This is a genomic window from Streptomyces sp. HUAS TT11 (assembly GCF_051553595.1).
Taxonomy (GTDB): domain Bacteria; phylum Actinomycetota; class Actinomycetes; order Streptomycetales; family Streptomycetaceae; genus Streptomyces.
In genome coordinates, this window is the sequence record NZ_CP196184.1 from 882,673 (window position 1) to 896,766 (window position 14,094).

Sequence of the window (14,094 nt, forward strand, 5' to 3'; positions counted from 1 at the left end):
GGCGGCCGGGTACCGTGCCGGGCCTCACGGGCCCGGGGTGAGCACGGCGAAACGCGTCAGTTCTCCTCGCCCGTGCCCTGCTCCCGCGAACGCGGACCCTGCAGTTCGAACCGCCCGTTGCCCTGCTCGGGCCGGCCGCCGGAATTCGGGGAGTTCTGGCCGCTCTGACCGTTCAGGTTCTGCCGGACCGAGTCCAGGATCGTCAGACCCTGGGCGACCAGGCCGGCCGCGATCTCGCCGAGTCCGTCCGCACCGTTCAGGACGTTGACGTTGGCACCGGAGAGGCCACCGGCGGCCTCCTTCACGATCTGCGGAAGCTGGTCGATCAGCATCCGGTCGAGGGCGACACGGTCGTGCGAGGCCGCGGCCTCGGCCTGGATCTTCATGCGCTCCGCCTCCGCGGCCGCGAGGATCCTGACCCGCTCCGCCTCGGCCTCGGCGGGCTTCACGACCTCGCCCACCAGCTGCTGCTGCCGCAGCTTGGCCTGGCGCAGGGCCAGCTCGGTCTGGGCGGCCAGCACCTCCTGCTGGGCGTGCGCCTGCGCCAGCGGTCCGGCCTGGGCGGCATGCGCCTGGGCACGGTCCACCTCGGCCGAGTACTCGGCCTTCACCACCGCCGTCTGCCGGGCGTACTCGGCCTGCTTACGGGCCGCGTCCTGCTCCGCCTCGGCCGCGGTCTGGTTGGCCTGGGCCTGGGCGATCTGGGCCTGCCGCTGGATGGCCGCCTTGTGCGGCGCGGACATCGCGTCGATGTAGCCGGTGTCGCCGTCGTCGATCGACTGGATCTGCAGCGAGTCCACGATCAGGCCGATCTTCGCCATCTCCGTCTTGGAGGTGTCCAGCACCTCGGCCGCGAGCTTCTGCCGCTCGGTGACGATCTCCTCGACCGTCATCGAGCCGATGATGGCCCGCAGATGACCGGCGAAGATCCGTCCGGTCAGGACCGACATCTGGTCCTGGTCGGAGAGGAACCGCTGGCCGGCATTGATGATGCTCTCCGTGTCGTTGCCGACCTTGAAAGCGATCACGGCACGCACGTTCAGCGCGATGCCCTGCCTGGTCACACATGTCTCGGTGACCTCGGCCTCGCACATCGACAAGGTGAGGAAACGGACCTTGCGCAAGACCGGCAGCACGAACTTCCCGTGCCCCGTCACCACCCGGAACGGCGCGCCCCCCAGTCCCCGCCGTCCTCCCGAGATCAGCATCGCCTCGTCGGGGGCGGGAACGCGGTAACCGAACATCCTCTTCTCCTTAGCCGGCGTCGGCGGCGTCGCCGCACAACGCATCCAACGGATCGACCCACTCGATGACGTCCACCTCGCGGCGTCCGCGGGAGTCGATCACGAGCACGGTGGCCCCTGTCGGCAGGGGCTCCTGCGACCAGGCGAGGAATGTCTCGGAACCGCCTCTGACCCGCACCAGGATCTCGCCGGGACCGGCGGATCCGCGAGTGCCGATGAGCAGTTCCCCCGTGCAGCCGATCACGGCCTCGTCCTGCGCCATTGCCGACTGCCTCCCATCGTTCTGGTCCCGTGTTTCCGACCTTAGACCCAGCCGTGGCGGCCCTCTACAGTGCGGTGCCGCCCTTCCCGGCCCACCGCCGACCCGCCCCGAGCCCGACCCCTCCGACCTGCGCGAACGCCAGGACGACCGGCGCGGCCTTCGACGATTTCATGTGCGTTGACACGGCGGCCGACCGTGCCGGACTCGCGCTGCCAAGGCCACGCGGATCCATGAGGCCCGACCGGCCGGCACGGCGGGTGACAGGTGGACCGCCTTCCCGTCGCGTGGGCCCGTCCCCCGGGCCGGACAGGGCGTATGCGGACTCGGGAGCGCCGCGGCTGCCGACGACGGCCACTGCCGTGATCTCGACCTGCACGTCGTGGAGTTGACGGCGGATCAGCACGTGATCGGGGCCGGGCGGCACACGGGCAGCGTCCCTCAGAGGCCGAAGACCCGAGCCCGGCCGGCCTCGGCGGCGCCCGGACGGTCGCGGAGGCGACCCGCTCCCGCCAGGAAGTCCGGCCGCTGGACGCGGCACACTACGCGGTGGGGGAAGAAAGCCGAAAGGGACCGCATGATCCGGGACGAGGACGAAGCCACGCGCCTCGAGGACGCGCAGCTCACCCGCGCCGCCCAGGCGGGTGAGGTCACGGCCCTGGGCCTGTTGCTCGAGCGGCACCGGGCGGGTATGCGGGCGGTGGCTCTGAGCATTCTGGGGCCGGGTCCCGATGTCGACGACGTGCTCCAGGACGCGGCGGTACGCGCGCTCCAGAACGTCCGCGACGTCCGTGACCCGGCGGCCGTGGGCGCATGGCTGCGGATGATCGTGCGCAACGCCTGCCGTTCCCTGCTGCGGGACGCCCAGAGGTCCCAACCCGTCGAGGATCTGCACATGCCCTCCACGGACAGCGGTCCGGACCGGTGGCTGGAGCAGAACACGCTGCGGGACTGGATCTGGGAGGCCGTGGAGGAGTTGTCCCCGGCACTGCGCATGCCCCTGGTTCTGCGCCATTTCAGCACCGGCGTCACCTCCTACGAGCAGATAGCCCGTGCGTGCGGTGTCCCGGTCGGGACCGTCCGCAGTCGTCTCAACCTGGGCCGGGCCAAGCTGGCCGCGGCTCTCGCCGCCACGGCCGATGCCCCGCACTCCGACGCCGCGGGGCGCGCCCGGGCCAGTCGTATCGAGGCCCACGAGACGCTGGCCGCGGCCGAGCAAGGGCACTTCGCCGCGTTGCTCGCGGAGCGATGGTCGCCCGAGGTGGCGCTGCTCAGCGGGGACACCCAGGTCGGCGACGGGGACCTGCTGGTGCGCGGCATGAACCACGACCTCGAGGCGGGTGTGCGGCAGCGGCTGGTCCACGCCGTCGCCGGGCGGTCCCTCGCCGTGTGGGAGATGGACCTCCTCAATTCCCCCGAGAACCCGGAGCACTGCCCGCCCGCCGTGGCCTGGCTCATGACCCTGGACGACGCCGGCCGGGTGCACCGGCTGCGGCTCTTCCATCCGAGGCAGACGCCGGCCACCGACCCGGCCTCCCATGTGTGACGACCGTCACACCATCGCGATCGAACTTACCTGACTCTCCTGCGTCTGGCCGGTGTCGTCGACACCGACTGGACAGGAGACACCTGTGAACAACTCCCCGGCCGATCCTCTGGCCCCCGGCACCCACACCTTCGAAGCCGACGGGCTCGTGCAGCGCTACCACGTCCATGGCGCAGGACCGGTGTGTGTGGCGCATTCCGGCGGTCCCGGCATCCACTGGGAGTACCTGCGCATGCCCGCGGTGGAGCAGCATCTCACCGTGGTCTACCCGGAGCCGGTCGGCACCGGCGGTTCCGGCCGCCTGCCCTCCCACCCCCACGGCTACACCCGGCGCCGCTACAGCCGCTTCCTCGGCGCTCTGCTCGCTCACCTGCGCGTCCCGGAGGTGCACCTGCTCGGTCATTCGCACGGCGGCTTCGTCGTGCAGTACCACGCTCTGCACCAGCCCGAAGGCATCGCCGGGGTGATCCTCTACGACAGCGCACCGCTCACCGGTCCCGAGCACGGCGCCGAGGCCATGCGTCTGGTCCAGGAGTTCGCCGCACGCAACGCCGGCCACCCCGAACTCCCCGGGGTCCTGGCGGCCTTCCAAGCGATTCCCACCATCTCCGACGACTCACGGATGACGTCCGTCGCCAAGGGGCTGCTGCCGTCGTACTTCGCCGACTACTGGGCACGGGAGGAGGAGTTCGCACCCTTGCGCGCCGCACTGAGCGCCACCCACGTCTCGGGGCTGGACGAGAACCTCGTCCCGGACATCATCGACGACCGCGAGGATCTCGGCGCCCTCTCGGTGCCCGCCCTGGTGGTCGTCGGCCGCCGTGACGTCATCTGCGGGGTGCGCTGGGCGGAGGAACTGCACAAGTTGATCCCCCGGTCGGAACTGCTGATCCTCGAGAACAGCGGGCACTTCGGCCATATCGAGGAACCCGCGGACTTCGCGCAGGCGGTGGCGGGTTTTGTGACCGCGACGGCGCACGGCACACCGTGACGATCCGGTAGCGCACGGCTGTTCTTCCCACTCCTCGCGTCCGGCAGGCCGTGTTCCGTCACCCGGACGCGAGGAGCCCCCACCGACTCCGCCGAAGTCCTCACCGACCTCACGCCCCCGGTCAAGGGCGTGCCACGGGCGCGTGGCGATAATGGGGCGCCACCCGGTGCGGTCCGGGGCACCGACGGCGAGTGTGCTCCGGGCGGGTGGTTGCGACCGGCCGGACCCTGCGTCCCGAAACCGCTCGGGTCCGGGCCGGTGGTCCACTGCGGACGGCACCGGACCGCCCGCAGTGCAGGACTGAATGGCCCAGTGAGGAGCGGACACGTGAGCCAGACACCCATACGGTTCGGCATGGTCGGCAGTGGCTGGCGGTCCGAGTTCTTCGCCCGGTTGGCCAGGGCGCTGCCCGGGCGGCTGGAGGTGTCCGGCGTGGTGACCCGCTCGGCCGCACGCGCCGCCCAGGTGGAGGCGGAATGGAGGGTGCCCGCCTTCCGGGCCATAGGCGAACTGCGCGGCACCCGGCCGGAGTTCGTCATCGCGTCGGTGCCGTGGCAGATCACGCCCGAGGTCGTTCGGGATCTGGTCGAGCAACGCGTGCCGGTTCTCGCGGAGACCCCGCCCGCACCCGATGCGGACGGACTGCGCGCATTGTGGGCCGCCGTGGGAGGCGTGATGCGGGCGGGCGGCGGAGGGCTCGTCCAGGTCGCGGAGCAGTACACGCTGATGCCCGGTCACGCCGCCCGCATCGCGCTCGTGCGAGAGGGGGTCATCGGCAGGCCCACCTCGGTCCAGGTGTCGTCGACGCACATGTACCACGCCATGTCACTGATCCGGCACACGCTGGGAGTGGGATTCGAGCCCACATCCGTGACGGCACAGGCCTTCACCGCCCCGCTCGCCGACCCGCTTTCCCCCCGCGGCTGGTCGGACGACCTCACACCCGAGGACGCCACCACCACGCTCGCCTTCCTGGACTTCGGCGAAGCCCGCACGGGCCTGTACGACTTCACCGACAACCAGTGGTGGAATCCCCTGCGCGCCCGCCGGATCGTGGTGCGCGGCTCGCTCGGTGAGATCGTCGACGACACCGTGGTGCGGATGGCCGACCCGCGCACGCCCGTCGAGTCCCCGCTGATGCGCCGCCGCACCGGCACGGACCTCAACCTCGAGGGAGCGGAGGTGCACCACATCTCCTTCGACGGACGGGTGCTGTGGCGCAACGACCATCTCGGGGCCAGTCTCTCCGAGGACGACCTCGCCGTGGTGGACCTGCTGTGCCGTACCGGGGCATGGGTACGGGACGCGGGTCCGGAACCGTATCCCCTCGCCGACGGATGCCAGGACCATCTCCTCGCCCTGGCCATCGAGGAGTCGGCACGCACCCGTGCGCCGGTGACGACCGCCGTCGAGGCGTGGGCGACCCGCTGACCCCGCCCCCCGGCACGCACCGGGGCCGGCCACCGACCGGTCCTTGTGCCCGTCGCCCGTCGATCCCCTGCCCGCCGGGGACACGACCCGGGCCGCCTCAGTGGTCCAGCACGTCCCGCCACGAGTGCCGCGGCTCGTACCCCAGCACCTCACGGGCCCGCCGCACGCTGAGCAGCGTCTCGTGGGTGCCGATCTCCCGCGTCAGCCTCACCTCGGGAAAGACCTCGGCGAGGAGTTCCGCGGAAGGCCGGTCCATGATCGTGTCGGCCGCGGCGATGACGTAGCTGGAGGCGCCCGAAACGGCGGCGGTCAGCGCGAGCCGGCACGCCTGCGCCACGTCCCGCGCATCCACGTATCCCCACAGGTTCCACTTGCGGGCGTGCGGGTCGGACCAGTAGCCAGGCACCTGCGCGTAGTCCTCCACCAGGTGGACGTTGGACAGGCGCAGGGCCACGAAGGGAATGCCCGACCAACCGGAGATGTGCTCGGCCGCGGTCTCGCCCAGGACCTTGGACAGGGCATAGGTCGAGGTGGGGTGGGGATAGTGGTCCTCGTCCACCGGGGCGTAGCGGGGCGGGACGTCGAAGGGCAGGCCGAGGGTGGTCTCACTGGAGGCCCACACCACGCGGTCCAGCCTGTTGTGCGCGGCAGCGAGGAAGACGTTGTCGTTCATCGCCGTGTTGGTGGTGAGGGTGTGGGCGGCGGGCCGGAGGCCGGGGGCCGGGATGTTGGCCAGGTGGACGACGCTTCCGGCTCCGCTCAGGGCATCCACTGCCTGACCGTAGTCGGTGAGGTCCGCGCGCAGCAGTTGCAGGCCGAGGCCGTCCGCCCACGCACGCTCGGCGGGGCCCACCGCCACGTCCACGGCCAGTACCTCGTACCCCTGCTCGAGCAGATCCGCGACCACGACTCGACCGGTCTTCCCGGTGGCACCCGTGACGGCAACTGTGCTCATGTGTGCTGATCTCCCCACTCGAACCTGGCCCGGCTTGTGCCGTCATCCTCGCGCCCCCACCCGGGCCGTGTCAGTACCGTCCGGCGATCGGCCGACGGGCGGCGCCGCCCTTCCGATCATTACTAACCCTTGATTGAACAGTCCAGACTGATAAACCTAGTATGAGTATCTGTGGACATTGATGCACAGACAGGACACGAGCGTGCGCGCGGCTCGAGTGACACCGCGGAGCTCGCGTCCCGGCTCCGGCTGGCCGTGGGCCGCATGACCCGGCGACTGCGCCAGGCCCACGCCGTGGGAGACGTGTCGCTCTCCGGCGTGTCGGTACTCGCGCGACTGGCCGCCGACGGCCCCGACTCGCCCGGATCCCTGGCCGAACTGGAACGCGTACGACCGCAGGCCATGGCGAGCACACTCGCCGTGCTCGAACAGCGTCGGCTCGTCGGCCGTACCCCTGACGCGACCGACGGACGTCGCGCCATCGTCGCGATCACCGAGGAGGGACGGGCGATGCTCGCGGAGCGGCGCTCCGAATCCGTCCACCGGCTCTCCACCGCCCTCGAGGAGTTCACGGCGCAGGAACGCGAGACCCTCGCCGCTGCCCTGCCCCTCCTCGACCGGCTGGCGGAGCGGCTGTGACGGCGCACACCCCCGGTTCCGGCGACCGGCACACCGACCGCCCGCGCGGCAGGACCGCCTCCGCGCTGCGCACCCTGCAGTCGGCGCGCAGGAAGGACACACCCGCTGGCCCGGGCTACAAGTGGGTCGCCCTGTCCAACACCACGCTGGGCGTGCTGATCGCGACGATGGACGCCTCCATCGTGATCATCTCCCTGCCCGCGATCTTCCGGGGTATCGGGCTCGATCCCCTGGCGCCCGGCAACATCGGCTATCTGCTCTGGATGATCCTGGGGTATCTGCTGGTGTCGGCCGTGCTCGTGGTCGTCCTCGGCCGGCTCGGCGACATGTACGGCCGGGTCAAGATCTACAACCTCGGCTTCCTGATCTTCGCCTGCGCGTCCGTCGCACTCTCCCTCGACCCGTTCCGGGCCGGCGCGGGAGCACTGTGGCTGATCCTGTGGCGCATCGTGCAGGCGTTCGGCGGCTCCATGCTCACGGCCAACTCGGCCGCCATCCTGACCGACGCCTTCCCGGCGCGGCAGCGCGGCATGGCCCTCGGCATCAACCAGATCACCGCGCTCGCGGGACAGTTCCTCGGTCTTCTCGCGGGCGGACTGCTGGCCGCCGTCGACTGGCGTGCCGTGTTCTGGGTGAGCGTGCCGGTCAGCATCACCGGCACGATCTGGTCGTATCTGAGCCTGCGCGAGACGTCGGCGGGCCGCCGCGGCCGCATCGACTGGGTGGGCAACACCACGTTCGCGGCGGGCGCCGGAATCCTGTTGGCCGGCATCACCTACGGCATCCAGCCCTATGGATCCCACCCCACCGGCTGGACGAACCCGTGGGTGCTCGCGGGCCTGATCGGCGGCGTCGCACTGCTGCTCGTCTTCTGCGTCGTCGAGACGCGCATCGCGGAGCCCATGTTCAATCTGGCCCTGTTCAAGATCAGGGCGTTCGCCGCGGGGAATCTGGCCGCGCTGCTGACCGCGATCGCGCGCGGCGGACTGCAGTTCATGCTCATCATCTGGCTGCAGGGCATCTGGCTGCCCCTGCACGGCTACGCCTTCGAGGACACCCCGCTGTGGGCCGGCATCTTCATGCTGCCGCTGACGGTGGGCTTCCTGATCGCCGGCCCCGTCTCCGGCTATCTGTCGGACAGGTTCGGCGCGCGCATGTTCTCGACGGCCGGTCTGGTCGTCGTCGCGGCGTCCTTCTTCGGGCTGCTGGCGCTCCCGGTCGACTTCGACTACGGGGTCTTCGCCGCGTTGCTGCTGCTCAACGGGCTGGGACAGGGCATGTTCTCCTCGCCGAACACCTCCTCGATCATGGGCAGCGTGCCGGCCGAGTACCGAGGAGTCGCCTCGGGCATGCGCTCGACCTTCCAGAACTCGGGCACCGCACTGTCCATCGGCGTCTTCTTCTCGCTGATGGTCTCCGGCCTGGCCTCATCGCTGCCCGCCGCGCTCCGCGGTGGCCTCGAGGCGCACGGGGTCCCGTCCGGCGCGGCCGAGCATGCCGCATCGCTGCCACCCGTGAGCACGCTGTTCGCCACGTTCCTCGGGAACAACCCGGTCGAGCACCTGCTCTCGTCCGAAGGGACGCTCGACCGTCTCTCGCCGTCCCAGCACGCCGCCCTGACCGGTCACAGCTTCTTCCCGCAACTGGTCTCGGGACCGTTCCACCACGGGTTGGCGATCGTCTTCAGCGTCGCCGCCGGAATGGCTCTGGTCTCCGCCGTCGCCTCGGCCCTGCGGGGTGGCCATCGCCCGGCGGAGGACACACCCGAGGTCGGTCGGCCGATCACCGCCGCCGAACCGCGCCCGGCGGCAGAGCAGCGGCACAACGCGCCTTCCTGACCACCGAACGGCTTCGTGCGCGCCCGGCCGTCCTCGAGACGGGTGGCCGGGTGCGTCCGCGTTCCCGGCTCACTTCCGAAGGGGCTGGGTGAAGCGCAACAGATTGCCCGCCGGGTCGCGGAACGCACAGTCGCGGACTCCGTAGGGCTGGTCCATCGGCTCCTGCAGCACCTCACCGCCCGCGCCGCTGATGCGCTCGAAGGTGGCGTCGCAGTCGTCCGTCGCGAAGATGACGCCGTGCAGCAGGCCCTTGGCCATCAGCTCCGCCATCGCCTGCCTGTCGCCCGCCGACGCGTTCGGGTGGGCGATGGGCGGTTCGAGGACGATGTTCACGTCCGGCTGCGAGGGTGCCCCGACCGTCACCCAGCGCATCCCCTCGAATCCGACGTCGTTGCGTACCTCGAGACCGAGTACGTCCCGGTAGAAGGCGATCGCCTTGTCGTGGTCGTCGACGGCGATGAAGCACTGGGAAAGCGTGATGTCCATGCCGCTCACGCTACGGCCGAGCCGCGGGACCCGCTTCTCCGTTCCTGATCGGTGTTCCTGACCGGCCGCGTATGGATCTTGACCATGCATGCCGGGATGGCGGCGCCATGATCATGGCTCCTGGCCCGGTAAGCACTCGGACTCTCCCCGACCAACTGCGTGAACCGTGAGCTGAACGACCCCAGCGAGGTACAGCCGACCGCGAAGCAGACCTCGGTCACCGTGAGGTCGCCGCGGCGCAGCAGCGCCTTGGCCCGCTCGATACGGCGGGTCATCAGATAGCTGTAGGGCGTCTCGCCGAAGGCGGCGCGGAAACTGCGGGAGAAATGGCCCGGCGACATCAGGGCGTCGCGCGCCAGGGCGGGAACGTCGAGTGGCTCGGCGTAGTCGCGGTCCATCCGGTCGCGGGCCCGCCGCAGCCGGACGAGGTCGTCGAGGTCCTGCCGTCTCACCTGCTCAGTTTCCCACAGCAAACACGTGCCGAAGCCGAGGAGCGAGGGGGCGCGGCGGTCAGGGGCCGCTCGGACCGTGTGCCGGTCCGCCGGCGAGCCCGAGGACGCCGCGAGAAGGCACGTGTCCTCGGCCGGCCAGAACCGTCGCGCGTGGCGACACCGGTGTCCGGACCCGGTCAGGAATGGAGAAGCGCGGCTCGCGGACCAGCGGCTAGCGTGTCGGCCATGGACCTCAGCATCCACGCGAGCTTCCTCCCGCACCACGACCCGGAAGCCTCCCTCGCCTTCTACCGTGACACCCTCGGCTTCGAGGTCCGCAACGACGTCGGGTACGGCGGAATGCGGTGGATCACGGTCGGCCCCGCCGACCGGCCCGGCACGTCCCTCGTCCTCGAGCCGCCCGCCGCCGATCCCGGAGTCACCGAGGACGAGCGCCGCACCATCGTCGAGATGATGGCCAAGGGCACCTACGCCCGCGTCCTCCTTGCCACCCCCGACCTCGACGGCACCTTCGCGCGGCTGCGGACCGCCGGCGTCGAGATCGTCCAGGAGCCCACCGAGCACCCGTACGGGGTTCGCGACTTCGCCGTCCGGGATCCCGCGGGCAATCTGATCCGCATCAACGAGCAGCGTTGAGCCCTCCGGCGACCGTGACCATGGACCCCTCCCACCCGGGGCCGGTGACCCGGCGGTCACGGCCGACCTGAAACCCGGGCCCCGGGCCCGGACGAAGCACGTACCCTCGAAGCTCGTCAGATCGAGCCAGGCGACGCCGACCGGACGACCGCGAAGGCCGACCCGCCTCACACATGGAGACCCGATGAGCAAGGTCACGAAGGTGGATGCGCAATCGCCCGCGCTGCACGCCGCCGACAGCCACGATCTGATCCGCGTGCACGGCGCGCGTGTGAACAACCTCAAGGACGTCAGCGTCGAGATCCCCAAGCGCCGGCTCACGGTGTTCACCGGAGTCTCCGGCTCGGGCAAGAGCTCATTGGTGTTCGGCACGGTCGCGGCGGAGTCGCAGCGACTGATCAACGAGACCTACAGCGCCTTCGTGCAGGGCTTCATGCCCACGCTGACGCGTCCCGAGGTCGACGTGCTCGACGGGCTGACAACCGCGATCATCGTCGACCAGCAGCGGATGGGCGCGGACCCCCGCTCCACGGTCGGCACCGCCACCGATGCCAACGCCATGCTGCGCATCCTCTTCAGCCGGCTCGGCACGCCCCACATCGGTCCGCCCAGCGCGTACGCCTTCAACGTGCCCTCGGTCCGGGCGAGCGGCGCGATCACCGTCGAGCGCGGTGCCCGCAAGACCGAGAAGGCGACCTTCACCCGCACCGGCGGCATGTGCCCGCGCTGCGAGGGCCGCGGCACCGTCTCCGACATCGACCTGGGCCAGCTCTTCGACGACTCCCTGTCGCTGAACGAGGGTGCGATCACCGTCCCCGGCTACAAGGGGGGCGGCTGGAACTCCCGTCTCTACATCGAGTCGGGCTTCTTCGACCCGGACAAGCCGATCAGCAAGTTCACCAAGAAGGAACTGCACGACTTCCTCCACCGCGAGCCGACCCGGATGAAGATCGCGGGCATCAACATGACCTACGAAGGGCTGATCCCGCGGGTCCAGAAGTCGATGCTCTCCAAGGACACGGAGGCGCTGCAGCCGCACATCCGGGAGTTCGTGGAGCGGGCGGTCACCTTCACCACCTGCCCCGAGTGCGACGGCACACGGCTGAGCGAAGGAGCCCGGTCCTCGAAGATCGAGGGCATCAGCATCGCCGACGCCTGCGCGATGCAGATCAGCGATCTGGCGCAATGGGTCCGCGACCTCGACGAGCCGTCCGTGGCGCCGCTGCTCACCAAGCTCCGGCACACTCTCGACTCGTTCGGGGAGATCGGACTCGGCTACCTCGCGCTCGACCGGCCGGCGGGCACCCTGTCGGGCGGCGAGGCCCAGCGCGTCAAGATGATCCGCCACCTCGGCTCCTCGCTCACCGACGTCACCTATGTCTTCGACGAGCCGACCGTCGGCCTGCACCCCCATGACATCCAGCGGATGAACGACCTGCTGCTGCGGCTGCGGGACAAGGGCAACACCGTGCTCGTCGTGGAGCACAAGCCGGAAGTCATCGCGATCGCCGACCACATCGTCGACCTCGGCCCCGGCGCCGGCACGGGAGGCGGCACGGTCTGCTTCGAGGGGACCGTCGAGGGACTGCGCGCGGGGGGCACCATCACCGGCCGCCATTTCGACGACCGGGCCGCCCTCAAGGAGTCGGTGCGCAAGTCCGACGGCGCGCTGGAGATCCGCGGCGCGTCCGCGAACAACCTGCATGACGTCGATGTCGACGTCCCGCTGGGGGTGCTGACCGTCATCACCGGTGTCGCGGGCTCCGGCAAGAGTTCACTCGTGCACGGGTCGATCCCGGCCGCCGCTGGTGTGGTGTCGGTCGACCAGAGCCCGATCCGCGGCTCACGCCGGAGCAACCCGGCGACGTACACCGGACTGCTCGAGCCGATCCGCAAGGCGTTCGCCAAGGCCAACGGCGTGAAGCCGGCGCTGTTCAGTGCCAATTCCGAGGGCGCCTGCCCCACCTGCAACGGCGCCGGAGTCGTCTACACCGACCTCGCGATGATGGCCGGTGTCGCCTCGACGTGCGAGGAGTGCGAGGGGAAGCGGTTCGAGGCGTCCGTACTGGACTACCGCTTCGGCGGCCGCGACATCAGCGAGGTGCTCGCGCTGTCGGTGACCGAGGCCGAGGAGTTCTTCGGCGCCGGTGAGGCGCACACGCCGGCCGCGCACCGCATCCTCGAGCGCCTGGCCGACGTCGGGCTCGGCTACCTCACCATCGGCCAGCCGCTGACCACGCTGTCCGGTGGTGAGCGGCAACGCCTCAAACTGGCCACCCACATGGCCGACAAGGGCGGCGTCTACGTCCTCGACGAGCCGACCACGGGCCTTCACCTCGCCGACGTCGAGCAGTTGCTCGGGCTGCTGGACCGGCTGGTCGACTCCGGCAAGTCGGTCATCGTCATCGAGCACCATCAAGCCGTCATGGCCCACGCCGACTGGATCATCGATCTCGGCCCCGGTGCCGGCCACGACGGCGGCCGGATCGTCTTCGAGGGCACACCCGCCGACCTGGTCGCCGCCCGCTCCACGCTCACCGGGGAGCACCTCGCGGCCTACGTCGGCAGCTGACCGCCGCTTCGGACCGTCGTCGCCTCCGCGGGGCCCGACGGCGGTCTACCGGGGCGGCGGCACCCCCGGCCTGTATCGCGTGGGTGGCGGCACCCAGAGCCACTTCCCGTACCGGTGGCCACCGTGGAACAACGGCCGGGATACGACCGGATCGTGGCGACCTGACCCGGCCGGAAGGTGTCGTACACGGTCACGTCGAACGCGCACGCCATCACATCAGCGGGTGACCGTGCGGCGTCCTTGGTCCTGCGCATCGACAGTCCGTACCGGCTGCCGGTGATCGCGGTCTCGCCGCACGTCGTCGAACCACACGGTTCCCAGCACCGTCCGCTCGACGACACAGCGCCCCCGAGCAGATCGTGTGCTGCTCGGGGGCGCGCTCGTAGCTCCGCGCGGAGGCGGGCGCGCCGACCGTCCCGAAGTGCACGGCGCGAGGGATGCCGGGGGCCAGGCACACGCATCACCCGGCCACCGAAGAAGCTCCCGGCCGAGCGATGAGTTTTCGCGTACCCGGGCGTCTACAGATCCGACAGGCCCGACAACGAGGAGACGAGACATGAGCACCGAGCAGACCACCACGGCCGACGGCCACTCCTACACGCTCACCCGAACGCTTGATGCCCCGGCCGCGGCGGTCTGGCGGGCGTGGACCACGCCCGATCAGTACGCCCAGTGGGCGTATGCCGCCGCGGGCTCCGTCGAGATGGACGTACGGCCGGGCGGGACCTGGAAGGCCACTGTGGTCACACCCGACGGCGGAGAGTACCCGCTGACCGGCTCGTATCTCGAAGTCGCCGAGAACCGCCTGCTGGTGATCGGCATGGACGTACCCGGCAAGCCCGCACCCCAGACCATGACCATGGAACTGGACGAGCAGGACGACCGTCACACACAGATCGTGCTCCGCCAGACCTGCGACACCGCCGAGGAACGAGACATGGCCGAGCAGGGCAGCACCATGCTCCTCGACGGCCTGAGCGGCTTCCTGACCGGAGAGTCCAGCGACTGAACCGCCTCGAACCGGCCTGCGGCACCGGGCGGGGAC

At 70.4% G+C, this 14,094-nt stretch carries 13 protein-coding genes; 8 read left to right on the forward strand and 5 right to left on the reverse strand.

The window, feature by feature from the left end:
• Window positions 1-56 precede the first annotated feature (56 nt).
• Window positions 57-1,244: a flotillin family protein gene (locus ACSHXN_RS04230; RefSeq protein ID WP_355134768.1), complete on the reverse strand. Its 1,188-nt coding sequence runs from the start codon at window positions 1,242-1,244 to the stop codon at window positions 57-59.
• A gap of 10 nt (window positions 1,245-1,254) precedes the next feature.
• Window positions 1,255-1,506: a hypothetical protein gene (locus ACSHXN_RS04235; RefSeq protein WP_331263474.1), complete on the reverse strand. Its 252-nt coding sequence runs from the start codon at window positions 1,504-1,506 to the stop codon at window positions 1,255-1,257.
• Window positions 1,507-2,080: 574 nt separating this feature from the next.
• Here ACSHXN_RS04235 and ACSHXN_RS04240 point away from each other — a divergent pair.
• From ACSHXN_RS04240 to ACSHXN_RS04250, 3 genes are all read left to right on the forward strand, one after another.
• Window positions 2,081-3,049 carry an RNA polymerase sigma factor gene (locus ACSHXN_RS04240; RefSeq protein ID WP_356114288.1) on the forward strand — a complete coding sequence of 323 codons (969 nt, stop codon included), beginning with the start codon at window positions 2,081-2,083 and terminating at the stop codon, window positions 3,047-3,049.
• A gap of 85 nt (window positions 3,050-3,134) precedes the next feature.
• Complete coding sequence (locus ACSHXN_RS04245) at window positions 3,135-4,040, forward strand: alpha/beta fold hydrolase (RefSeq protein ID WP_356114289.1); 906 nt, start codon at window positions 3,135-3,137, stop codon at window positions 4,038-4,040.
• Window positions 4,041-4,367: 327 nt separating this feature from the next.
• Window positions 4,368-5,471, forward strand: coding sequence for a Gfo/Idh/MocA family protein (locus ACSHXN_RS04250; protein WP_438302670.1), 1,104 nt, complete (start codon window positions 4,368-4,370; stop codon window positions 5,469-5,471).
• Between the two features lie 97 nt (window positions 5,472-5,568).
• Here ACSHXN_RS04250 and ACSHXN_RS04255 read toward each other — a convergent pair whose 3' ends face one another.
• Entirely contained in the window at window positions 5,569-6,426 is an 858-nt protein-coding gene (locus tag ACSHXN_RS04255; RefSeq protein ID WP_355803118.1) for an NAD-dependent epimerase/dehydratase family protein, read from the reverse strand.
• 171 nt (window positions 6,427-6,597) lie between these two features.
• On the opposite strand from ACSHXN_RS04255, the gene ACSHXN_RS04260 reads away from it, so the two are divergent.
• Window positions 6,598-7,065: a MarR family winged helix-turn-helix transcriptional regulator gene (locus ACSHXN_RS04260; RefSeq protein WP_355134755.1), complete on the forward strand. Its 468-nt coding sequence runs from the start codon at window positions 6,598-6,600 to the stop codon at window positions 7,063-7,065.
• Entirely contained in the window at window positions 7,062-8,903 is a 1,842-nt protein-coding gene (locus ACSHXN_RS04265; protein WP_438302671.1) for an MFS transporter, read from the forward strand. Before ACSHXN_RS04260 ends, ACSHXN_RS04265 begins: the two co-directional genes overlap by 4 nt.
• Window positions 8,904-8,972: 69 nt before the next feature.
• On the opposite strand, the gene ACSHXN_RS04270 is transcribed toward ACSHXN_RS04265, so the two are convergent.
• Together ACSHXN_RS04270 and ACSHXN_RS04275 are read right to left on the reverse strand one after the other, a co-directional pair.
• Window positions 8,973-9,389, reverse strand: a complete 417-nt coding sequence (locus ACSHXN_RS04270) for a VOC family protein (RefSeq protein ID WP_355134753.1) — start codon at window positions 9,387-9,389, stop codon at window positions 8,973-8,975.
• Window positions 9,390-9,394: 5 nt separating this feature from the next.
• Window positions 9,395-9,787 carry a helix-turn-helix transcriptional regulator gene (locus ACSHXN_RS04275; protein ID WP_355134884.1) on the reverse strand — a complete coding sequence of 131 codons (393 nt, stop codon included), beginning with the start codon at window positions 9,785-9,787 and terminating at the stop codon, window positions 9,395-9,397.
• A gap of 279 nt (window positions 9,788-10,066) precedes the next feature.
• Between ACSHXN_RS04275 and ACSHXN_RS04280 the strand changes: the two genes are divergently transcribed.
• The 3 genes from ACSHXN_RS04280 to ACSHXN_RS04290 all read left to right on the forward strand — a co-directional run bounded on the left by ACSHXN_RS04280 (window position 10,067) and on the right by ACSHXN_RS04290 (window position 14,058).
• Window positions 10,067-10,477 carry a VOC family protein gene (locus ACSHXN_RS04280; RefSeq protein ID WP_383355647.1) on the forward strand — a complete coding sequence of 137 codons (411 nt, stop codon included), beginning with the start codon at window positions 10,067-10,069 and terminating at the stop codon, window positions 10,475-10,477.
• Between the two features lie 184 nt (window positions 10,478-10,661).
• Window positions 10,662-13,049 carry an excinuclease ABC subunit UvrA gene (locus ACSHXN_RS04285; protein WP_355134749.1) on the forward strand — a complete coding sequence of 796 codons (2,388 nt, stop codon included), beginning with the start codon at window positions 10,662-10,664 and terminating at the stop codon, window positions 13,047-13,049.
• A gap of 556 nt (window positions 13,050-13,605) precedes the next feature.
• On the forward strand, window positions 13,606-14,058 hold the full coding sequence (locus ACSHXN_RS04290; RefSeq protein ID WP_355134747.1) for an SRPBCC family protein: 453 nt from the start codon (window positions 13,606-13,608) through the stop codon (window positions 14,056-14,058).
• The last annotated feature ends 36 nt before the right edge of the window (window positions 14,059-14,094 follow it).